The 21,843-nt window shown below is 47.4% G+C and carries 13 protein-coding genes, 12 tRNA genes, 1 rRNA gene and 2 pseudogenes; 3 read left to right on the forward strand and 25 right to left on the reverse strand.

Annotation, left to right across the window (positions count from 1 at the left end):
• Position 1: 1 nt before the first annotated feature.
• Positions 2-3,298, reverse strand: coding sequence for a DISARM system helicase DrmA (gene drmA, locus B1728_RS33710; RefSeq protein ID WP_079914818.1), 3,297 nt, complete (start codon positions 3,296-3,298; stop codon positions 2-4).
• A 136-nt stretch (positions 3,299-3,434) separates the two neighbouring features.
• Here drmA and B1728_RS33715 point away from each other — a divergent pair, with 136 nt between their 5' ends.
• The 3 genes from B1728_RS33715 (at position 3,435) to B1728_RS33725 (ending at position 7,831) form a co-directional block, all read left to right on the forward strand.
• Positions 3,435-5,336, forward strand: a complete 1,902-nt coding sequence (locus B1728_RS33715; protein WP_079914819.1) for an ATP-dependent helicase — start codon at positions 3,435-3,437, stop codon at positions 5,334-5,336.
• 24 nt (positions 5,337-5,360) lie between these two features.
• Entirely contained in the window at positions 5,361-6,797 is a 1,437-nt protein-coding gene (locus B1728_RS33720) for a UvrD-helicase domain-containing protein (RefSeq protein ID WP_079914820.1), read from the forward strand.
• 161 nt (positions 6,798-6,958) lie between these two features.
• Positions 6,959-7,831: a DUF5677 domain-containing protein gene (locus B1728_RS33725; RefSeq protein WP_079914821.1), complete on the forward strand. Its 873-nt coding sequence runs from the start codon at positions 6,959-6,961 to the stop codon at positions 7,829-7,831.
• A 182-nt stretch (positions 7,832-8,013) separates the two neighbouring features.
• On the opposite strand, the pseudogene B1728_RS37510 reads toward B1728_RS33725, so the two are convergent.
• The 24 genes and pseudogenes from B1728_RS37510 to rrf form a co-directional block, all read right to left on the reverse strand.
• Positions 8,014-8,247 (reverse strand): annotated as a pseudogene (locus tag B1728_RS37510) (transposase); the annotation flags it as partial.
• A 108-nt stretch (positions 8,248-8,355) separates the two neighbouring features.
• Positions 8,356-8,694, reverse strand: a complete 339-nt coding sequence (locus tag B1728_RS33735) for a helix-turn-helix domain-containing protein (RefSeq protein WP_179136308.1) — start codon at positions 8,692-8,694, stop codon at positions 8,356-8,358.
• A gap of 227 nt (positions 8,695-8,921) precedes the next feature.
• Entirely contained in the window at positions 8,922-10,751 is a 1,830-nt protein-coding gene (glmS, locus tag B1728_RS33740) for a glutamine--fructose-6-phosphate transaminase (isomerizing) (protein WP_079914823.1), read from the reverse strand.
• Positions 10,752-11,191: 440 nt separating this feature from the next.
• Positions 11,192-12,532 (reverse strand): phosphoglucosamine mutase, encoded by a 1,341-nt coding sequence (gene glmM / locus B1728_RS33745; RefSeq protein ID WP_079914824.1) that lies wholly within the window; start codon positions 12,530-12,532, stop codon positions 11,192-11,194.
• Positions 12,533-12,596: 64 nt separating this feature from the next.
• Positions 12,597-13,838: a CdaR family protein gene (locus tag B1728_RS33750; RefSeq protein WP_256865621.1), complete on the reverse strand. Its 1,242-nt coding sequence runs from the start codon at positions 13,836-13,838 to the stop codon at positions 12,597-12,599.
• Complete coding sequence (gene cdaA, locus B1728_RS33755; RefSeq protein ID WP_079914825.1) at positions 13,838-14,644, reverse strand: diadenylate cyclase CdaA; 807 nt, start codon at positions 14,642-14,644, stop codon at positions 13,838-13,840. Before cdaA ends, B1728_RS33750 begins: the two co-directional genes overlap by 1 nt.
• A gap of 136 nt (positions 14,645-14,780) precedes the next feature.
• The gene (locus tag B1728_RS33760) at positions 14,781-15,392 is read right to left on the reverse strand and encodes a zf-HC2 domain-containing protein (RefSeq protein ID WP_079914826.1); all 612 of its coding nucleotides are present in this window, start codon (positions 15,390-15,392) and stop codon (positions 14,781-14,783) included.
• Positions 15,393-15,470: 78 nt separating this feature from the next.
• Positions 15,471-16,037, reverse strand: a complete 567-nt coding sequence (gene sigW, locus B1728_RS33765) for an RNA polymerase sigma factor SigW (RefSeq protein WP_079914831.1) — start codon at positions 16,035-16,037, stop codon at positions 15,471-15,473.
• A gap of 489 nt (positions 16,038-16,526) precedes the next feature.
• A complete protein-coding gene (ppc, locus tag B1728_RS33770; RefSeq protein WP_079914827.1) occupies positions 16,527-19,316 on the reverse strand; it encodes a phosphoenolpyruvate carboxylase in 2,790 nt (929 codons plus the stop codon).
• Between the two features lie 485 nt (positions 19,317-19,801).
• Positions 19,802-20,008 (reverse strand): hypothetical protein, encoded by a 207-nt coding sequence (locus tag B1728_RS36490; RefSeq protein WP_179136309.1) that lies wholly within the window; start codon positions 20,006-20,008, stop codon positions 19,802-19,804.
• A pseudogene (locus B1728_RS37130) lies at positions 20,005-20,185 on the reverse strand (ABC transporter ATP-binding protein); the annotation flags it as partial. The gene B1728_RS36490 and the pseudogene B1728_RS37130, both read right to left, overlap by 4 nt.
• A 171-nt stretch (positions 20,186-20,356) precedes the next feature.
• Positions 20,357-20,427, reverse strand: a tRNA-Gly gene (locus B1728_RS33780).
• Between the two features lie 13 nt (positions 20,428-20,440).
• Positions 20,441-20,514: transfer RNA gene (locus B1728_RS33785), tRNA-Pro, on the reverse strand.
• A 57-nt stretch (positions 20,515-20,571) separates the two neighbouring features.
• Positions 20,572-20,648, reverse strand: a tRNA-Arg gene (locus B1728_RS33790).
• Positions 20,649-20,658: 10 nt separating this feature from the next.
• Positions 20,659-20,733: transfer RNA gene (locus B1728_RS33795), tRNA-Gly, on the reverse strand.
• Between the two features lie 8 nt (positions 20,734-20,741).
• Positions 20,742-20,821: transfer RNA gene (locus B1728_RS33800), tRNA-Leu, on the reverse strand.
• 14 nt (positions 20,822-20,835) lie between these two features.
• A tRNA-Lys gene (locus tag B1728_RS33805) sits at positions 20,836-20,911 on the reverse strand.
• A 68-nt stretch (positions 20,912-20,979) separates the two neighbouring features.
• A tRNA-Gln gene (locus tag B1728_RS33810) sits at positions 20,980-21,051 on the reverse strand.
• A gap of 7 nt (positions 21,052-21,058) precedes the next feature.
• Positions 21,059-21,134 (reverse strand) — tRNA-Thr (locus B1728_RS33815).
• A 9-nt stretch (positions 21,135-21,143) separates the two neighbouring features.
• Positions 21,144-21,219: transfer RNA gene (locus B1728_RS33820), tRNA-Val, on the reverse strand.
• 21 nt (positions 21,220-21,240) lie between these two features.
• Positions 21,241-21,315 (reverse strand) — tRNA-Glu (locus tag B1728_RS33825).
• 6 nt (positions 21,316-21,321) lie between these two features.
• Positions 21,322-21,397 (reverse strand) — tRNA-Thr (locus tag B1728_RS33830).
• A gap of 3 nt (positions 21,398-21,400) precedes the next feature.
• A tRNA-Asn gene (locus B1728_RS33835) sits at positions 21,401-21,476 on the reverse strand.
• 6 nt (positions 21,477-21,482) lie between these two features.
• Positions 21,483-21,599, reverse strand: a 5S ribosomal RNA gene (gene rrf / locus B1728_RS33840).
• Between the last annotated feature and the right edge of the window lie 244 nt (positions 21,600-21,843).

Raw genomic sequence — 21,843 nt, forward strand, 5'->3', positions numbered from 1 at the left:
TCTACTCCTTCAGATAGATTCCGATCGTTTTCTCCACATCCCTCATGGAGTTGGGGACGCCGAATTCGGCACCTTTCGGATTCTCGCCCAAAGGAAACATCAAATTCGGCTTTTTGGTCGCGTTGCTATAGACCAGCGATTTTTCCATCGTCTTCTTTTGCCACCGATCGATTCGATTTTGCAAATCATCGACTACTTCCTTGGTCTTGGCTGGCTCTATGCTGTCCACGCGTTGTTTGATTTGATCCTTGATGCGAGCAACCAAAGGATGGGAAGGCTTGAAATTCTGAGCTTCTTCCTTCTTGGCCAAACCGGGAATATTCAATCGGGCCATAGTAATAAACGCCGCTGATAGCGCCCTGTCTCTTGCCCTGGACGAGAAAGGAGTGACGCTGATCGCTTCCACATACCGATACAAGGCATCGTGATAGGATTCGAAACGTTCATAATGGGATACATCTCTCGGTCGCGCCCAGTTATAAACCGTAAATACAAGACCCGGATGAGAGCGTCCGACCCGGCTGGTAGCCTGAATGTACTCGGCAGTTGTTTTCGGTTGCCCGGTAACCACCATCAGCCCCAATCTGCTGACATCAACCCCGACTGAAATCATGTTGCTCGCAAGGACCACATCCACAGGTGCAATTCTGTCATCCTTGGCATGAAAAGGCTGTTCCAACCTCTGCAGTATGGAAGGAATCTCGCTGGAGTCAACACGGCTTGTCAACTCGGGAACATTCTCCCTGATAATTCTCGCTTTGTAATCGTAAACTTGTCCCTTCGTTCGTCGAGCCAGCACTTTAATACGTGCTTTTACGTCGTCCTCGATCAGTCTGACTGCCCCTCCAAGTTCCCGGAGGCTGTTGAAGTAACCAACCAAAGTTCGATAAGGGTCCAGATCGTTCGGATCCACCCCCATGGCTTCTGTAGCGGCCAGTAGTGCTGCATAAACACGAACCAAGGCGGTTTTGATGCTTCGTCCGGGCGCAAAAATACCAACATACGATCTTCCAGGAACAGATTCCAGAGGTTGTTCCTCGGAAAAGAACGAATTGCCGGCTACCAGCCCGGGGCTTGGAAAGATGGCCAATCTCCTGGCGAACAGAGACAAAATTTGTTCTTTTGCCCTTCGAATCGTTGCCGTGGATGCAACAACTTTCGGACCGATTCGTTTGCCTTTGATTTCCCTGCCTGCCAAGTAATCGATAGCCGTTTCGTACAATCCGACCATGGTGCCCAGTGGTCCGGAGATCAAATGAAGTTCATCTTGAATGATCAGATCGGGAGGAAGCAACGGTCTGTTGTCCATAATTTGTCCTGAAGAGGCATTGGACTGAAAAACCTCCCTCATCCATACCGCCGTCTTGTCATCCATTCCATCACTGACAAATCCCCAGTGCTGGGCCTGTCCTTTCACAATTCCCATCAGTGACTGCGTATTTCCGACCCACGGCATCCTTGCAAACTTGTCGACTGTTCCGATGACAAGCGTCGGAAGAAGTCGATAAATCTCCTCGTCGGATACGACAGCCGGAATACCCTCCGGATTTTTTGAGCGATGGAATTCACATTGGTCACGCGAACAACCGATGATGACCCGGCGCATTTTTCGATAGGGCCAGTAGTTTTTTCTTGATAATTCCGCACCGCACCACGGACATGATACAAGTTGGACTGGTGTGGACGCCGATGGATTGTACGTTTTTGACTTGAGAACTTCCTCGCACGCATCAAAATCATTTGGAGTATTTTTAACCCCTACCCAAAGACCGATTCGAAAAGGTTCGTTACCCCATAAGTTCGGATGTTCCTTACGAATGATTTCGCATGCGCAAATGAGCGCAGCGGCACGTTGAAACTGTTGGATCGTTAGCAACCGCAAAGTATATCTCATCAATACGGCAACCCCGGCATCTCCCCTCAATCCGTCCTGTTCACCATTCAATCTCCTCAGTGCCATGACAAAGGCTGCAAGACCCAAATAAGCCTCTGTCTTTCCTCCACCTGTAGGAAACCAAATCAGATCGGCAATTTGGCGATCATCATGAGTCGGTTCGACAACACCGGTAATGCATTGCAGAATAAAGCCAATTTGGAACGGCCTCCATTCCGTCTTAATTTTTGGGGGGCCACTGGACCAATCCTTGTTTTTGCCTGCAGTTTTTGCCCATTCGCTGTGCGTTCTCTGCAAAGCCATGGCACGATTGGCGAAACGGAAGGCTTCCACGATTTTTCCGTCTCTTCCGTCTGCGCGAATCATGTCCAAACCTTTCCGCATTCTGTTCAGGGATTCTCTGCACGAATCGATATGTTCTTTGGCCGTGATTTTCATTTCCCCGTCGAGCAATTCCATTTCATCTTCCCGCTCCCATATCCACTGGTCATATGCTTCAAGAAGCGGGCTCAAATAATCATTTACTTCTTCCCCGTCAACAGCATTGGCCAACTTCATCATGTCCAATGAACCTTCCCCGGCCCAATCCGGAGGAACAACTCTCGGTATTTCATGAACAGGCATGATTACCGTATTCAACTCACCTGCGGATTGTCGGTCCTCGGAGACATTATTCCATTTCACTGCAACTCCGTGTCCGACAGCGAAGACTGTCTGATTGCGATAAAGCAATTCATCCGCCGTAACATCGGGGTATTTCGTTTTTTGCTTGATTGTCATTTTTCGAATGGAAAAAGGCCGCGTCCCCTCCCCACCGGATACCGTTATCTCGGGTTGGAATAGACAAATCGCATCCTTCGGCCCTTTTTCCGGTTTCGGTTTTCTGTTAACAAGAAATAGACTGACCGTGTGTCTTCCGAAACCGTCATTCAGCGGTCGCGATATCCATTCTACGAAGACTTCGGGATCATCGGTCGGCTTTGCTTTTCTCTTGCCGTCGGCAGGAAAAATATCGATTTGACAGTTGAACTGAACTGGGCTTCTGTGCCAGGAAGGATTTTTTTTGTCACCTTTTTGTTCATACATCCCCCAACACGCCTTCAGATTGAAAGATTCGATTCCTGTATCCAGCACAAAAGACAATCCGATAGCCGAAGGCTTCATGGCCTGCATTAGCGGAGCCGCACGATCTGGCAAACCTGATTCTTCTCCACCTTCTTCCGTAGCATGATCCTCGTCGTCTTCCTCCTCGATTTCGGATCCGATTGGCCAAAGAATGCCTGCAAGATAACGCTGGGTCGGGGACTCGCTCAACTCTTCGGTTTCGTGATTAGGCCCGATCAACTCAAGCCTCATACGCTCGATCAATTCGTTCCTTATTTCCACTTTATCCAACAAACCCATGACCTGCACCCCATTGTTACATGAATTCTGACAATCTACATCGTAATATTTATTTCGACAAGCAGGACAAAAGTCCCTTCCTGTCGAACCAAATACCCCATAAACATTTCCATCTTCTCAATTTGGAGGCAATCCGATGACTGTTTTCAATGCAACACAAAATCGGGTCATACGTGCTCCATTGGCTCATATTGCAATCAACGCCGCGGCAGGCACGGGGAAAACAAGCACGCTTGCCGCCCGCATTCATTACTTGCAATCCGAACTTCATATTCCGCCGAGTTCGATCTTGGCCATTTCGTTTTCACGCACAGCCCGTTCAAGGTTGATCGAGAAACTGAATGAGTTTTGCAAGATAAATGGATCTGGAAGCCCCGTCCCTACGTATACATTCCACGGTCTCGCGTTCCGTATCGTTCGGATCGCTGCCGGCTTGGGAGAAACTTGGTTGAAACCTGGTTTCGATATCGTGGATGCTTTCGGCAGCAGCCCGATTTACAAGAAAAGAATCTCTTTGCTTGAAGGAGTTTTTTCACACCTTGATCGGGAGACTGCTTGGGAAGCTTGCATGACGGCTATTGACTGCTTGCGAAAAGGCTCGGAGGAAACGGACCCTTTGTTGGGTCCCGGTGATCTGGCTCAAGATGTACTGATTGAGGTCGAAATGGGTCAAAATGCCCGAGAAAGATTGAGATCTTCAGATGTCGTTGTTGCATGGCGCAGATACGAGAGAATGCTTAAACATTACAACATCATCGATTTCTCGGGACTGATCGTCGAGGCTATTCGAATTCTATCGCAATCAACATGTGAAACTCGAAAAATAATCGTAGAAAATCTGAAAGTAATAGTAGTTGACGAGTATCAAGACACTTCACGGGCACAAGAAAAACTACTTTTCCAACTGGCAGGCAATGACATACCCGTCAATGTTGTCGGGGACATGGATCAGACCATTTACACATTTAACGGCTCCAGTGCAACTAGTATGACAAACTTTCTATCGAGAGCCTTCCAAACGAACGTAAATGTTTTGCCAAGCATCGGTATGACCGAAAACTATCGCTCCTCCGGGCCAATTTTGGATTTGGCAAACCGGATTCGCAAAAACTTGACTGATGACCGCAAACTTGTACCGGCCTCCGATGTGTCCGAACAAAAAATAGTCTTGTACCGAAATCAAAATTTTCCGGTTAAACTTGTGTATGCCCCCAGACTTGAACTGGCAGCGGATTTCGTTGCAAAAGAAATTGACAGGTTGCTGAATGAAGAAAACGTTGACAATATTGCCGTTTTGGTAAGAAAAGATTCCGAGTATTCCCCCCAGGCTCTGTCTGTCAAGAACGCACTGGAGCTCCGTGGAATCAAAATCGATTTAATGTCGACGCAATCAAAAAAGGAACGTTATGAACATCTTCAGTTTCTCTACGATCTGTGCCAGGATCCTGAGTTTTATTCAAGACCGCTGGAGAGTCTATTGTCTGAAAATATCGATGATTCCTTGCCGAACAACATGACCATCGATCAATTTCGATCATGCATCAGAGAAGCTCTCGATTCAGGCGCCTCCTATTGTTACGAAGCGGTTGACTACCTGTTCGATAACATGAACGCCGATGATGCGAACGACGAACAAGGAAACACTCGTCTGAAAATCGGAACGATTCATTCAGCCAAAGGAGAAGAGTTTCGAGTAGTATTTTTACTTTATCTTGGCGACCGTTCATTTCCTCACGGGAGTCAGCCGAATTTGGACGAAGAACGGCGGCTTTTATATGTTGGCATAACACGGGCCCAAGAGCGATTGTACGTAATCGGAAGACCTGGCATTCATTCCGAAGATTTCTTTGGAAACTGCAAGGGAGAAAACACAGAATATTTAGAGTACCTTGTACCGACAGCCAATCTCGGCAATGATCCGGAAACGCAAATTGATGATGAAATTGCAGCATCCATAGACCATGCCAGATTGAGGCAACAAACAAGTGAACAAGAATTGCGCGAGAAACTTTGGGAAATGTTCGAAAAAGAGTATTGATACCCATTCGGAGAGTGACATGTCATGGCAGTCAAAATAATCAAACTTACACCCGAACAAGAAAGCTGTGTCAATTTTCGCCCCGACGGTGAACTGTTGATTCGAGGAATCCCGGGTGCCGGTAAAACAACGGTTATCATTGAGAGAGCATTGTTTCTTCAGAAAAAAGGCGAGCAAATCACAAATGGTCCAAAGGTGCTCGTTCTGACATATAACAAGGCTTTGGCGACTTATATCACTCAGATGGCGCGTTCTTCGCAGGAGGAACCTGTCGGAGCATTGACATTTCATCAATGGGGTTCCATGTTGCTACGGGAATCCGGAATTTCTAATTTTCGAATAACGGATGATAAACCGTTTTACGTCAAATGGGCCAAAAACACAGTAAAAAAATATGGGAACCCTGACTTGCCTCATATCCAGGCCGCCAGACAAAGTGCGGAACAAGCGTTGATAAACTTTCTTTCCGAGGAAATTGCATGGATCAAGAACAATGCCATTCAAAGCCGCACGGAATACCTGAGTGCTCAAAGAACCGGTCGTGGCACTCAAATTCAAATCACCCGAAGCCATCGGGAATCCATTTACGATATTTACGAGAAGTACCAGGAGCTGTTGAGGAGCAAACGCTACATTGATTTTGATGATATTGCATTGCTGATCATCAAAAATGCACATCTCATAACGAAGGATAAAATGACAAGCCATGTTTTAATTGACGAGGCTCAAGACCTTACACCAGCACAATTTCGGGCGATCAAACTGTTGACTGCCAAAAGCCTTACAATAGCAGCTGATAAAGGACAACAAATATATCGAAGACAATTCACTTGGAAAAGTGTAGGCATTGAGATTCGAGGGACAAGAAGCAAACTCTTGGGGATCACTCATCGGTCAACCAGACAAATCATTCAATTGGCACGTAGTTTGCAGTCGCATGACAAGCAATTATTGGCTGATGAAGATTTTTTGCCTACGCAAGATCCCGATAACAACGGTCCCATGCCGGAACTCATTATATCTGATAACATGGGAAATGAAATAAGCTCAGTTCTTCGAAAAGTGAAACAATTGAGGAATAAGTATCCGAACGATTCAATCGCTATTATAGCCTATTCTCAAGAGCGATTGAACGAATTTGAAAACGCCCTTTCCCAGAACGGAGTTGGAAGTGTCCATATAAAGTCCGAAGAAGCCAACTTTCTGGTTCCTGGGGTGAAATTGGTAACGTTCTACTCTTCAAAAGGACTTGAGTTTGAACATGTCATAGTTACCGGACTGCAGAATGGAAAAATTCCGTTTGGAATTATGGATCCAGGTGATGATCCTGAATCATTCAAGGCAACGGAACGTAAAAAACTATATGTGGCTATGACACGAGCACGATTGACACTCACGCTTTCGGCAGTAACCCCCATATCACCGTTTATAAATGAACTGGATCCGAATCTCTATGTATGAAAACAGTCATCTTTCAAAAAGCAAAAAGTCCCTGTACACATCAATGTACAAGGGACTTTTTGCGGGTGCTTCCCGACTATTGAAAATTATATCACGGTTGGCTATTTTGTCAATTTGTTTCTGTTCATTCTTTGAAAGATTTATTAAACGAGGGAGCAAATATGAATACTGATGAACTTCAGCATGCACTTAACAGTTTGGCTAACCAAGCATCACAATTATTGAGGGAGTCTTTGAGTATCTGCACTCCCCTCTACAAAGATCAATCCGGTGTTCCCGATTTGATTCAATTTGTTGTTTCAAATTTGTTTACCGCTTGCTTTTCAACCAGTGAAAGTGCCTTGTTGCTGATAAGCAAATACCGTTTATGGGATGCTCATATACTTTACAGAACTGTATTGGAAGGGACAATAAAACTAATGTTTGTTGCTCAAGGCAATGAACATGAAATTTTGGAAAAATGCAACGAGTTCTGGAATGTGATTCCCGAGATGAAGTTGATCAGCAGGCACAAAAAAGCGGAAGATTTATTATCCGTAAAAAATGCCGATTCAAATATGGATGCTTTTAGACCCATGAGGGATATAACGTTACCAGATAATGAACTGTCCGAATTGGAGTCCAAATATCCCAAAAAAACAAGGAAACAATTGGAACAGAAATGGTCATTTAGCGAAATTGTCCGATCACTCTCTTCGAGTGGCGAACCCGCGTACGATACTCTTGTTTCCACCTATCATGATTATGGTATCGGAAGCCATCTTGTCCATATGGACGGTGATGCTATCGGAATCATTTGGGACAGGAATAGGCGGGAACATGAACGCAGAATTTCTTTGGAAATTGCTCATGGCGCAAGAATGATATCTGCTTTACTCACGTACGCCGCTATTAGAGCAGATGTATACTATAAAATTTATAGACTTGATGAAGCTACAATACATAACTTGAAAAGAAAAACCTATGTCTACACACAAGAAATCGAGCAACATTACAGCCAATGGATCAACATAGAATATAAGAAGGAAACATAAGGGACTTAATCATTTATACCCAACCAGCTGGTACTATTTGCGGAACAACAAAACTATAATCATAATAGGAAAAATTGAAGAAGGTTTAGAAACAAATCAGTCTTAGTCTATATTTTCGTAGGACAATGACCGTTGGGAAAATCAATCAAAGCGGCTATGTATGAATCATCAAAGTATGATTTGGCCTGGGCCTTGACGTTTCTTAGCTGCTTCGAAATTTTTCAGTTGGTCATAACCAGCATCAAGCATAATAATTTCACTTTCATGCCAGCCACCTGTTCTATAAATACAGGTCCTATATCGCCGTCGTTAACATAAGACGGTGTAATGGAGAGCGCCATCGGCAGCTCACTTGTCGTGTCAACAGCCAGATGAAGCTTATAACCGAACCACTTAACCTTGTTGCCAAATGAGTCGGACTGTCGCTGTTTTCCCTACCAGAGATACGTTAGAGCAAAATACTTGCCTAAACAATGCCCCACATGTCACCGGTTTTAACTGGAAAATCCCTTTCAGATTTAGAACTAATCAATTAATGACCTCAATCTCAATTTAAGGCGCATTATTTCAACTATTTCGTTTTTATGGTAATCATCAAGATTTCTGAACACATCTATTAAGTTTTTTTCAATCTCATCTTCATATGTTATACCATCTTCCGAATTCACACCGGTTAATAACCAATTTAAGTTTACGTTGTATTGTGTTCGTATAGATATAAGCGTTTCCGCAGACGGATTACTATTTCCCATTTCAATTTCACTAAGATTCCCTTGAGAAATTCCTATACTTTTTGCAAACTGAACTTGGTTTAAATTGTTCTCTTTGCGGATACATTTTATTCTATAGCCAATGTCACTCAACAATTTCACCACCGATCGTGAAGTCCTTGTATATACTGATTTCTTAACAGATTAAAAGGGAGCCACGAATCATTTCCCTCGGGCTCCCTTCTAGATGCTGAATCATCTTGCATATCGGTTCATGACATCTTTTTTTGGTTCACAACATCTTTTACTGGTTCACGACATCTTTTACTGGTTCACGACATCTTTATCACTGGACAATTTTTAGTCTAGAACTTCGGACACTACTCCACCGTCACGCTCTTAGCCAAGTTACGAGGCTTATCGACATCGTTGCCGCGGGCAAGAGAAGCATAGTAAGACAACAACTGCAAAGGAACAACGGATAAGGCCGGGCTCAGAAGCTGCAACGTGCTTGGAATGGTGAACAATCCGTCAACTGCTTTGGCAAGCTCGGTGTCGCCTTCCATGTTCACTCCATATACATGAGCGCCGCGCGCTTTCACTTCTTTAATGTTGCTGATGGTTTTCTCAAGAAGATCTTCCTGTGCTCCCAGAGCGATAACAGGGATACCCTCCTCGATCAAAGCCAGCGTACCATGCTTCAATTCGCCTGCAGCGTAAGCCTCAGAGTGAATGTAAGAAATTTCCTTCAGCTTCAAGGAGCCTTCCAAGGCCACGGCATAGTCCAGTCCTCTTCCGATGAAGAACAGGTTGTTATGGGATGCTACTTCTTCCGCCCATTCCTTGATGCTTTCAGCCTTCTCCAGAATTTGCTCTACCTTCTCAGGAAGCAGCTTCAATTCGGAGATGACGTCCGCAATATAGCTTGGATCCTTCGTACCTAACGTTTGTGCCAAGTACAGACCGAACAAATAGAACGCGATCAGCTGGGAAGTATAAGCTTTGGTCGAAGCTACCGCAATCTCAGGACCTGCCCAAGTAACGATCACATGATCCGCTTCGCGGGCAACCGAGCTGCCTACCACGTTAGTGATAGCTAGAACGGATGCGCCGTTGCGCTTAGCTTCACGAAGGGCTGCCAAAGTGTCCGCGGTTTCACCGGATTGGCTTACGACGATAACCAGCGTATCTTTGTTGATGATCGGCTCGCGATAACGGTATTCCGAAGCAACATCCACTTCCACTGGAATTCTGGACAGCTTCTCAATGACGCTTTTGCCGACCAAGCCTGCATGATAAGCCGTACCGCATGCGATAATATGAACATTGCGGATGGAACGGATTTGCTCTTCCGTCATCTTCACTTCATCCAGAATCACCTTCGTACCGGACGGGTCCAGACGAGCTCCCATCGTATCGCGGTATGCCTTCGGCTGGTCGTGAATTTCTTTCATCATGAAGTGATCGAATCCGGCTTTTTCCGCCGTCATAATGTCCCAATCGACATAAAATAATTCCCGGGAAATAAAATTCCCTTCCAAAGTCATTAATTCGACACCGTCTTTCGTCAAAACGGCCATTTCTCCATCATTCAGGATGTACACGTTACGAGTGTAATCCAGAATCGCAGGAATGTCGGAACCAATGAAGTTCTCGCCTTCGCCAACGCCGATGATCAACGGGCTGGATAAACGTACAGCGACCAATTTCTCAGGCTCGTATTCCGTCAGCACGCCTAAGGCAAAAGCGCCGCTCATCCGTTGTACCGCTTGCTGCACGGCTTTGACGATGTCGCCGTCGTACAGATCCGCGATCAAATGCGAAATGACTTCTGTATCGGTCTCAGAGACGAATACGTGTCCTTTTGCAATCAGCTCTTCTTTCAAAGCTACATAGTTTTCAATGATCCCATTGTGAACAACAGAAAACTTATTGCTGTTATCCGTATGAGGATGGGAATTCACATCCGAAGGCTTGCCATGAGTGGCCCAACGCGTATGGCCGATTCCGATAAATCCGTTCAATGGCGCTTCATCCAGCTTGGATTCCAAATTAGCCAAGCGGCCTTTGGACTTCTTCACCTGCAGCCCGTTTTCTGTAAATACTGCAACACCTGCGGAATCATAACCGCGATATTCTAGCTTTTTCAAGCCTTCAATTAATATATTTTGAGAATTACGTTTGCCAACGTATCCAACGATACCACACATAAGGGATAGAACCTCCTGCTATTTTAAAAAACCGTCATGTCTTTCCTCGTCATGCTGAACCCTTGTGCGTCAGGTCGCCCCGACGTTTTGCGTTTCAGCTTCTACGGTAGTGATCGCCTACCGGAAGGTCCCCGCCGAATGTTTCGAACACCTTCACCTCGTCAACTTATAAGCGGCTATCTGGTCAATAGATCGTCCTGGTCCACACGTTCATGAACTCTTACCTATGTAGATACCCTCATAAGTTCTGGCGCTGTTAGTACTTGCAACCTCTGCCCACCTTTCTATCCCGGAGTAAAAAGCATATTATCATCTTATTCATTTTGAAGGCGATGTGCAACTTATATTTTCATGATGCTTTCATATGTCAGTGAAAAAATAGAAAAATCCTCTAATGTGTCACATTAGAGAATCTTCTAACCTTCTAATCTATAAAAATATTAGCCCAGCTCTTTTTGAATAACATCGGCAATATCCTGCACATAAGCTTCCACTTGGGCCTTGTCCGGGCCTTCCGCCATGACACGAATTAAGGATTCGGTGCCGGATGGTCTTACAAGCACGCGCCCATTATCTCCAAGCTCCGCTTCCACCTTACGGATCGCTTCATCGATGGCATGGTTTTCTTTCCACTTGCTCTTGTCCGCCACGCGAACATTAACAAGCTTTTGCGGATATTTGCGCATAATGCCTTTGAGATCGCTGAGCTTTTGGCCGGATTGAACTACCGTATCCATCAGCTGCAGCGCAGTTAGAATGCCGTCTCCGGTTGTATTGTAGTCGAGGAAGATCACATGGCCGGACTGCTCTCCGCCCAGATTGTAACCGCCCTTGCGCATCTCTTCCATCACGTAGCGGTCGCCTACCGCAGTCTTAGCGGCCTTCAGGCCTACCGACTCAATGCCCTTGAAGAAGCCGATATTGCTCATTACAGTCGTTACAATCGTGCTGTGATTCAGCTTGCCTGCTTGGTTCAACGCATGTCCGCAGATGCTAAGGATGAAGTCTCCATCGACTTCCACACCGTTCTCGTCAATCGCGATCAAGCGATCGGCGTCGCCGTCAAAGGCCAGACCCAAGGCCGCTTGATGCTCAACGACAGCCTTCTGCAATCCTTCGGGATGCGTCGACCCGCAGTGGTCGTTAATGTTGCGTCCGTTAGGCTCTGCGCCGATGGTGATCACTTCCGCGCCCAAAGCCTCGAACACCTTCGGAGCAAGCTCGTAGGCCGAACCATTTGCGCAATCCAGAACGACTTTATACCCTTGGAAGGATGATTTCACGGTCGACTTGATGTAATCCAAGTATTGGTATTTGGCTTGTTCATTGTCAACCGCCGTTCCCAGATCACCGCCAACCGGCCGCGGCAGCTCATCTACAGGAGCATCCATCAAACGTTCGATTTCCAATTCCGTTTCGTCAGACAGCTTATAACCGTCTCCGGCAAAAAACTTGATTCCATTATCCTCTACAGGATTATGGGAAGCCGAAATCATGACGCCGGCATCCGCCTTCAGCAGACGGGTCAAATAGGCGACAGCGGGAGTCGAAACAACCCCAAGCCGTATAACATTAGCTCCAATCGACAAAAGTCCCGCTACGAGCGCTGCCTCCAGCATCGTACCTGAAATACGGGTGTCTCGGCCGATAACGACATTCGGCTTCTCCACTTGTCCTGCCAATACGTAACCGCCGCAGCGGCCGATCTTATAAGCTAGCTCGGGCGTCAGCTCTTGATTGGCAACGCCCCTAACACCGTCAGTTCCAAAATATTTCCCCATGAATTAGACTCTCCCTTTCTTAATCCCATGCTATATCCTATATTTCGATCCGTTATCTGTTATATTATTGCTGTTTGGCGCTGATCTCAACTGTCGCTTTGAAGTCCTGCTGCGGCCCTTTCTTGATAAAGGTCGGCAGATTGAACACGACCGGCAGCTCATGGCGCCCTGGCGGCAGATTGCTGACATCCAGAATGGCCTGAACATCCGCAGCCTTAACCTTATCTAACAAGGCTTGGGCTCCCTCGACCACCAGATTGATTTTCCCGTTCTCCGGTACCGCAACCTTCGTATTGAACCCGTCATTCTGTCCGACGATCGACAGCGGAATCTGTTCTAACGTCTTCGTAACCGAAGGGACAATGTTGATCTTCACTTCCACCTTCGCGGGATCCAGCTGCGTCACTTTATTACGCAGCGGAATATCCAGCGTGAGCGTGTATTCCTTCTCTTCCTTCAGATCCCCCAGATTGACGCTTGGCCCCTCATAGTATTCGAGACGGTTAAGCACATCTTGGGGGCCGTATACCGTGACCTTATCCGCATTTTGCTGCAGCGACCCGACACTCAAGCCCCGCGGCGGCTCCCCGACCAGCTTCAGCTGAAGCGGAACGCTCGTAAACGGACTGGTGATCGGAACCTCCACTTCCACTACGGCCGGATTGATCGCCGCCATCTCCATGATCTTCCCATCCTTGTCGTAAGCAACAAGGCGGGCTTTGCTCGATACCGGAGATTGAGCCTTCTCTACGCTAACATCCGCCCTAACGGATTCGATCGAGTCGATACTTCCGCTAGGCAGCGTTACCGTAACCTTATTCGGCTTGACTATCGGCTGTCCCGCCTTCAAACCTACAGCAGGGATTCCCGTGACATTGACCGTAACCGGCATCTGCTTATTCGACTTTTCATCGATGACGACCTTCGCCGTAGCAGGGGCGACCTTGACCGTAACGTTATTTGGAAAGCCTACAGGCGTCAAGGTTAGTATATGTTCACCTTTGCCATATTTTGTCAAGTCGAGCTCCACGGAATAATTACTTGTGCTTAACGCCTTCTTAAGCGCAGCATCCTTGCCGGATATCGTGAGCACGACCTGGGCGGGATCAATGGATTCGATATAAAACTGATTGCTGTCGTATTTCGGAGTAACCGAAACGTTAGAGATTTTCTCTTCCCTAACTCCGGTGCCTCCCGTTCCAGGAAGCGAGCTGTCCTCCATATGAACGACGGCCCACAGCAAAATGCCTATTATTAACGCAATAACTTTCACTACATTCGTGTTGCGCAGCCAACGATCCATCATTACCGCAGCCTCCATTTCCAAATGGAGCTTTTTTCCTTGGTCTTCGTCTTTGATTTGAGCTCCTCATACAGCTTGGAGAGCAGCGATTCCTCCTTAATATCCCGGAGAATATGCCCGTTCATGGCGAGAGACACTTGTCCGGTTTCTTCGGACACAATGACACAGATGGCGTCGGATACCTCGCTCATGCCGATCGCCGCGCGATGGCGTGTGCCCAGCTCCTTGCTTATAAAAGGGTTCTCCGACAGCGGCAAATAACAGCCGGCCGCCATAAGCTGATTGCGCCTTAACAGCACCGCACCGTCATGCAGCGGCGTGTTCGGAATAAAGATATTAATCAGCAGCTCCGAGCTGATATGCGATTCGATGGAAATACCGGATTCTATGTAATCCTTCAGGCCGGTCTCCCGTTCAAAAACGATTAACGCCCCTATTTTTCTGCGTGCCAAATAATTCACTGCTTTAAGAATTTCACCGAGCCTCCGGTTCAGCTCCTGATCGTCCTCCGAGACGGACCGGCTGAACAGTGTGCCGCGGCCCAGCTGCTCCAGCGCTTTGCGAAGCTCCGGCTGGAAAATGATGATGACCGCAAGCACTCCGAAGGTGAACATCTGGTTCATCATCCACTGAAGCGTGCTAAGCTTGAACCAAATGCTAAGCGCCCAGGTTAGAACGACAATAAAAATCCCCTGGAGAAGCTGTACGGCCCTTGTCCCACGGACCAATATGATTAAATTATAAATGACGTAGCTTACAATGAGTATATCGACAATGTCTTTTAGACTGATGGCAGTTATGAAATCCATGGCACTGGCCCCCAACTTGGGATTTGGCTATATTTTGTCTCTAATCCCTTCATTTCATCATACCACAATATGAACAAAAAACCCTCCCTTTCACACTGTTAATTAGGGAGGATTTTCGAAAAATAGTTCGGATGAACTATTTGGATTGAGATATGGTGGTAGCCCATTCGTTCATTTTATACCAAAGCCAGCTGAATGCTTGATCTACCTGGGTAATCTGACCGGAAATGTGGGCTGTAGAAGCCATAACCACAGAGCCGTCGATGACGACAATGTTGCCCTTAATGTCTCCATCCACCTGCAGCTTTCCGTTTTCTACCATTAAATTCCCGGCTACCGTGCTGCCTGCCGGAACATAAACCGTGTCTCCTTTAATGACGACCGACTGAAGATCCGAACCCTTCACCAGAAGCTCTGTATCCTCATTCCATAATGACATGAAGCTGCCCATCATCACGAGCAAAAACACTGCCGCGACCGATGCGGCCGGATGACGGCGAACCCACTGCCACCAAGGATTTTTGCGTTTTTCTGGGGGTAAAGCCTGCATAATGCGCTCCGTCAGTCCGGACGGTACACCTTGCTCTGGCCACGCTTGAATGAGCGCTTCGACCTTTTCAAGCTGTTTGAGGCGCTCCCTACAAGCCGGACAAGCAAGCAAGTGCTCTTTTAACGCTAAGGCTTCACTGCCCTTCAATTCGCCGTCCAAATATTCGTGCATTAAAGGAAGGGCCTCCGTGCAATCCATATTGAGCCACTCCTTTCTGTGTCCTTGAAAGCTTGTGTAGTACAGTACGTATGACGATTCAATTTGTTTCACCGAAAATCATAAAATCGTCTCTAATTTTTTACGTAAATATTCCCTGCCGCGGTGCAGTCTCGTCTTGATAGTGGTCACCGGCATGGCCAGTACATCGCTGATTTCTTGTAGCGACAAATCCTGCAAATAACGAAGGATGACAACCGCTTTATATTTCTCGGGGAGCGTTTCGATCGACTTTCGGATTTCTGTCTGTGTCTCGCTTAACACAACCTGATCATCCGGCGTATCTTCATTGCTTGGAAGCATCGCATACCAATCAGTTCCCTCTCCGTCATTCATTTCGGCATCAAGGGAATAATTGGCTTTGCGCTTGCGGAGACGGTCAATGCAGAGGTTCGTGCCAATCCGGTAAATCCAGGTCGAAAACTTCTGATTTTCATCGTACCGCTCAAGATTCGTATATACTCTTAAAAAGGTTTCCTGAACGATCTCTTCCGCCTCATGACGGTTATGCAGCATCCGGTTCGCAAGGTGAAAAATTTTATCCTTATACAGCTCCACCAGCTCGGCGAAGGCGACACGATCTCCCTTCCGCGCCAGCTTGGCGAGCCTAACATCCATTTCATTCAAACGACATTCCTCCAGACTTCCGATCCCAATTCGAATCCTCTCCTTGGAACCGTTAGGACACTTCCCGTATTTCACGTGAATGATTCCTGCCAATATGAAAATCATACCAAACGACTGCACCTCATGTACAGTTTTTCCAAAAAACAGAACCAAAAATCTGCAAAAAAGCGGTCAATCTTTGTCGAAATCGTGCGAATCCCGAACGGACGGGCTATTCACTCCACCTTCCCCTTTTTCCAATTTAATGAAAAAATCGGCATTTCGACTTATCTGCCCCCTGCAGCCAAGGGATTCCCCATATCAGGTTCTGTTTACGGCATGGCTCTTCATAACAGTCTCTTAGGAATGCAGCACCCTTCAAGCCCTATATCCCAATCCTACGTATGATTCGTAAACAAAGTTTCAAAAAAATAAAGCCGGGCGGCCTCATGAGGCCACCCGACTATAACCGGTGCTAAAGCTTGGAAACAACAAGGGCATCTGCAACCATCAGCCCGTATTCCGAAGCCCTGCAGCAATACCATTAATCGTCAAGAGCACTTCCCGAAGCAGTAACGGGTCGTCTGCGCTTTGTTCTCTTTGTGCCCTAAGCTCGGACAACAGTTGAACCTGCATGTAGCTTAGCGGATCAACGTAAGGGTTGCGCAAACGGATCGACTCCTGGATTACCGGAACATTATCGAGAATTTCCTGCTGGCCGGTAATGCTCAGAATGAGCGCCGAAGTGCGATCATATTCTTCACTGATCAGATTGAAAATCCGTTCGGCGATAGCTTTATCTTTAATCATGTTGCCGTATTCCTTCGCAATCAGCAGGTCGGCTTTGGCAAGAGCCATTTGCAGGTTGTCGATCAGCGAACGGAAGAACGACCAGTTCTGATACATGTCCTGCAGAACAGCCAGGTTCTCTTCTTTGCCTTGGTAATAGCTGTGAAGTCCGCTTCCCGCAGCATACCATGCCGGCAGCAGGTAACGGCTTTGCGTCCAGGCAAATACCCAAGGGATAGCGCGAAGGTCTTCGAATTTGTCGCTTCCTTTGCGCTTCGAAGGTCTCGAGCCGATATTGAGCTCGCCTACCTCCGGCAGAGGCGTAGATTCCTTGAAGAAGGTCATGAAATCCGGATCGCGGAAAATGAGATCCTGGTATTTCGTTTGAGCATTCTCCGAAATATTCTTCATAATCTCTTCCCATTGCGGGTCAGTTACTTCCGCCTGCGGATTGCGGGCGTTCAACGCAGCGGTGATAAGGGCTGAAGTGGCTTGCTCCAAGCTGCGATAAGCGATGCCTTTCATGGAATAACGGGAAGACAATACCTCTCCCTGCTCCGTAATCTTGATTCCGCCGCCGATCGTATCGGCCGGTTGAGCCAGGATACTGCGGTTCAGCGGCATCCCTCCGCGACCCAATGCGCCGCCGCGGCCATGGAAGAACTTCAGCTTCACGCCGAATTCCTTCGCCGCCTCCGTAATGCTGCGCAGAGCCACGCGAAGCTCCCAGTTCGCTGTAATCACGCCGCCGTCCTTGTTGCTGTCGGAGTAGCCGAGCATGATTTCCTGCAGCTGGTTCGTGCTATTCAAGCTGTTGCGGTACGCCGGAATTTTGAACAATGTACGCATAATGTCCGGAGCTGCATGCAGGTCATCGATGGTTTCAAACAAAGGTACGGATTGAAGAGTACAGGTTACGGAACCGTCCTGCTCTTGGCGGTACAAGCCGGCTTCCTTGCCGAATACCAGCACCTCGAGAAGATCGCTCGCACCTTGTGTCATACTGATCAAATAGCTGGTAATACAATTGCGGCCAAACTCCTGCTGAGCCTTTTTAATGACTCTATACACGTTCAGACATTCAAGCGTAGACTCCGAATAATCCATGTACGGAGAAGTGATAGGACGCGGCTCATTCAGCAGGCTGGTCAGCAGGCTGATTTTATCGCTTTCGCTTAGCTCCGCATAATTCGGGCAGATGCTCATTTTGGCCAAAATTTCGGCCATGGCCGCTTCATGCTCTTTACTATGCTGTCTAACGTCCAAAGACGCCAGGTGAAATCCGAACAGCTCGACTTGGCGAATCAGCTTCACAACGTATTCATCTGCAATAAAATCCGCATAATGATTACGGAGGCTGCGTTCAATAATTTTCAGATCGTTCAGGAACTCTTCCGGATTGTTATATTTTTGAGCCGGGCTTGCGCCAGGATCAGCCGCACGGAGAATCTTCTCAATCATATAGGTGACTTTGATCCGGTAAGGCTCTTTTTCATTGCGCCATACTTCGTTCGAACGAAGCTCCACATGCTGACGGTCCTTCTCAACCGAGTCCAGCAGCTCCTGCGTCACTTCCACGATATTTTTGCTGAAGCTCATATGCTTCTTGAAATTTTGCAGCAGCTCCGCGTATTTCTCGAGAGCCAGCTGACGCTGCATCGTTAACGTCTCCCAGGTTACATCCGAGGTTACCGAAGGGTTACCGTCACGGTCGCCGCCGATCCAGGAACCGAATTTCATGTAAACCGGCACATGCCAATCCTCTTCCGGATAATACTTGGCAAGAACCCGCTCCAGCTCCTGATACACCTCAGGAAGAACGTCGAATAACGTTTCGTCAAAATAATACATCCCGTTACGAACTTCGTCGATTACTGTCGGTTTCCGATCTCTAAGCTCATCGGTTTGCCACAAGGTAACGACCTCGCCAAGGAGATTGGCTCTCAGCTGCTCCCGCTCCCGGAACGTCAGGCTAGGATTGTCCAGCTCCATAACATCATTGGCGATCCGTTGATGAATATCCAGCACGACACGGCGGCTTGCTTCCGTAGGGTGCGCCGTCATGACAAGCTCCAGAGAAATGCCTTTAATGATTTCCTGAACCTCTTGAGCCGGAATTTGCTGCTGCTTCAGCTCACGCACTACATCTTCAATAGAGCCCGGCTGAACATTTTCACCCGCAGAACGCTCGTAATCTCTTTTTCGGCGAATACGGTGGTTTTGCTCCGCTATATTCACAAGCTGAAAATAGATAGCGAAAGCGCGAATCACCTGATGTCTCTTTTCAGGGGCCAAAGAGTTGATCGTCTCTTTAAATTCTGCAAAACTTTCAGGAGTAAACTCGGCCCGAAGGTTTTTACTCATCTCTCTGATCTGCTCTACGATGGCTAATAATTCGTTACCGCCCTGGTGAACAAGGACCTCTCCCAGAATATGCCCCAAGAATCTTACATCTCTGCGCAGTAGGTTGTTCGACGTATGTTTGTTAATCAAGCTGCCTGAATCCGACATGGTTCTCCTCCATCCTCATCTTGGTCATACTGCATATTTTATCACAATACCGCGCTACCATGCAGTAACTTTATAAAGGAAATGTTAGATTTTCTTACTTTTCGCCTGAACGATCACCTTTTTGAGCTATTGTGCATCCAATCCGTTTTTTCTGCAAAACCTATCTCTGTCAAAAGCTCACATCCCTTTCCTTCATGATGGCTCCTCTCCCAATAAAGAAAAAGACCGCCGAGGGTCTTTAGCGTTCTTCCTTTGTATTAACCTTTGGATAGCCTTGACCAAACAGGTGAAACCCTAATTCAGCTTTACCAGCTTCGCATGCACGGCAAGCCTGCTCGCTTCCGGGTCCAAGGTGCTATCGCAGGTAGATAAGGTAATCATTATCCTGTGCCTGGACGATCAGATAACCTATTAAGGTATCCTGCACCCTGATCCAACCGGTAAGATCCGGGATCATCCGCTTCAACTCCTGGAATCGCACGACCTCATGGATCTCGTTCGATTCCTCGGCCTGCCACATGCTCTGTGCCCAGTCCTGTTCCTCCTTCAGGCTTGTGCTGTAGACGACTTGAGCCCTCCGCCATCACCTGACGGCTTGTAGCATACTCAAACAGCAGCTGATAGGGGGAGTAAGCAATGCCTGCTATACTGAACGAGATAAGTCCTAATTGCCGCAAATGCCCCCTGTTCATGATATCCCTACGGGCACCAGGTAGAAGCCGGTATCCTTGTCATCTTCAGAACAACATCGACTCCGTAAATAGCTTTGACGGCTTCTTCGGTTATGACATCCCGGGGCTTACCTTTGGCTATTCATAAAAAATGCTTCCATTCTTAATCACGATTAAATGATCACTATAACGAATTGCAATTCTCAAAATCAGCGCCCCCCTCTGTTTCTTTACTGACCAGAATCCAATAAGGGCGAAGACCTACCTATGTTCGGGGATAGGTTGCATCAACATGAAATATGCAAACTGTTGATGCTATAGGAGGCTAATAAAATAAAAAAAACCTTGAGATTCTCAAGGTTGGCTTTAAGCGGGTGATGGGAATCGAACCCACGCTACCAGCTTGGAAGGCTGGAGTTCTACCATTGAACTACACCCGCAAATAAAGAAAAATCGGGACGACACGATTCGAACATGCGACCCCCTGGTCCCAAACCAGGTGCTCTACCAAGCTGAGCTACGTCCCGATGGTATATGGAGTGAGCTACTGCTTCACTTCATAAGCAATATCCAATTGTACTTAATGGCGTGCCCTGAGAGATTCGAACTCCCGACCTTTTGATTCGTAGTCAAACGCTCTATCCAGCTGAGCTAAGGGCACTAATCTTAATTGGAGCGGAAGACGGGAATCGAACCCGCGACCCTCGCCTTGGCAAGGCGATGCTCTACCGCTGAGCCACTTCCGCAAAAGCAATGCGCGTAGAGGGACTTGAACCCCCACGGTCTCCCGCTAGATCCTAAGTCTAGTGCGTCTGCCAATTCCGCCATACGCGCGCTTGAGAAAAACATGGTGAGCCATGAAGGACTCGAACCTTCGACACCCTGATTAAAAGTCAGGTGCTCTACCAACTGAGCTAATGGCTCATGATACATGCCCGGAAAGTAATCGTACTTCTCAACGAAGCTTCACGTCACTTTTTGGGGTGGTAATACTGGGGATCTAGGATTCGAACCTAGGCATGACGGAGTCAAAGTCCGTTGCCTTACCGCTTGGCTAATCCCCATTATGGATGGTGCCGTCGAGAGGACTTGAACCCCCAACCTACTGATTACAAGTCAGTTGCTCTACCAATTGAGCTACAACGGCGTATTACTATGGTGGAGGCTGACGGGATCGAACCGCCGACCCTCTGCTTGTAAGGCAGATGCTCTCCCAGCTGAGCTAAGCCTCCATATGTTTTTTTAGGTTGAAATGGTGACCCGTAGGGGATTCGAACCCCTGTTACCTCCGTGAAAGGGAGGTGTCTTAACCCCTTGACCAACGGGCCATGAACTGGAGCTTCCAACCGGGATCGAACCGGTGACCTCATCCTTACCATGGATGCACTCTACCTACTGAGCTATGGAAGCATATGGCTCCCCGAACAGGACTCGAACCTGTGACAACTCGATTAACAGTCGAGTGCTCTACCAACTGAGCTATCAGGGAATGTCCGCTTGGCGACGTTCTACTCTCCCAGGACCCTTCGGTCCAAGTACCATCGACGCTGGAAGGCTTAACGTTCGTGTTCGGTATGGGTACGCGTGGTTCCCTTCCGCCATCATCACCAAACTAAGAGCTTTCGTCAGAAAGCTTACTTCGTAAGCATGTTTCTGCCAAGAAACATCCTACTTCATTTCAAGGTGGCTTGCACCCTGAAAACTAGATACGAAATGCATGCGTAAAGTTCGTGAATTAGTTTCCCGTTTTTTCCGGGCCTCGAGAAAGTACTAGGAGTAAGCTTCGAAGCTTCTCTTCACTTTCTTGGGTAATGGATAAGCCCTCGACCGATTAGTATTCGTCAGCTCCACACGTT

The organism is Paenibacillus sp. 32352 (assembly GCF_002042965.1).
Lineage (GTDB): Bacteria > Bacillota > Bacilli > Paenibacillales > NBRC-103111 > Paenibacillus_S > Paenibacillus_S vulneris.

Coding starts and splice junctions, on each gene's coding strand:
- drmA (WP_079914818.1), bottom strand. CDS start 3,298: ATGGGTTTGTTGGATAAAGTGGAAATAAGGAACGAATTGATCGAGCGT.
- B1728_RS33715 (WP_079914819.1), top strand. CDS start 3,435: ATGACTGTTTTCAATGCAACACAAAATCGGGTCATACGTGCTCCATTG.
- B1728_RS33720 (WP_079914820.1), top strand. CDS start 5,361: ATGGCAGTCAAAATAATCAAACTTACACCCGAACAAGAAAGCTGTGTC.
- B1728_RS33725 (WP_079914821.1), top strand. CDS start 6,959: ATGAATACTGATGAACTTCAGCATGCACTTAACAGTTTGGCTAACCAA.
- glmS (WP_079914823.1), bottom strand. CDS start 10,751: ATGTGTGGTATCGTTGGATACGTTGGCAAACGTAATTCTCAAAATATA.
- glmM (WP_079914824.1), bottom strand. CDS start 12,532: ATGGGGAAATATTTTGGAACTGACGGTGTTAGGGGCGTTGCCAATCAA.
- B1728_RS33750 (WP_256865621.1), bottom strand. CDS start 13,838: ATGATGGATCGTTGGCTGCGCAACACGAATGTAGTGAAAGTTATTGCG.
- cdaA (WP_079914825.1), bottom strand. CDS start 14,644: ATGGATTTCATAACTGCCATCAGTCTAAAAGACATTGTCGATATACTC.
- B1728_RS33760 (WP_079914826.1), bottom strand. CDS start 15,392: ATGGATTGCACGGAGGCCCTTCCTTTAATGCACGAATATTTGGACGGC.
- ppc (WP_079914827.1), bottom strand. CDS start 19,316: ATGTCGGATTCAGGCAGCTTGATTAACAAACATACGTCGAACAACCTA.
- B1728_RS36490 (WP_179136309.1), bottom strand. CDS start 20,008: ATGAACAGGGGGCATTTGCGGCAATTAGGACTTATCTCGTTCAGTATA.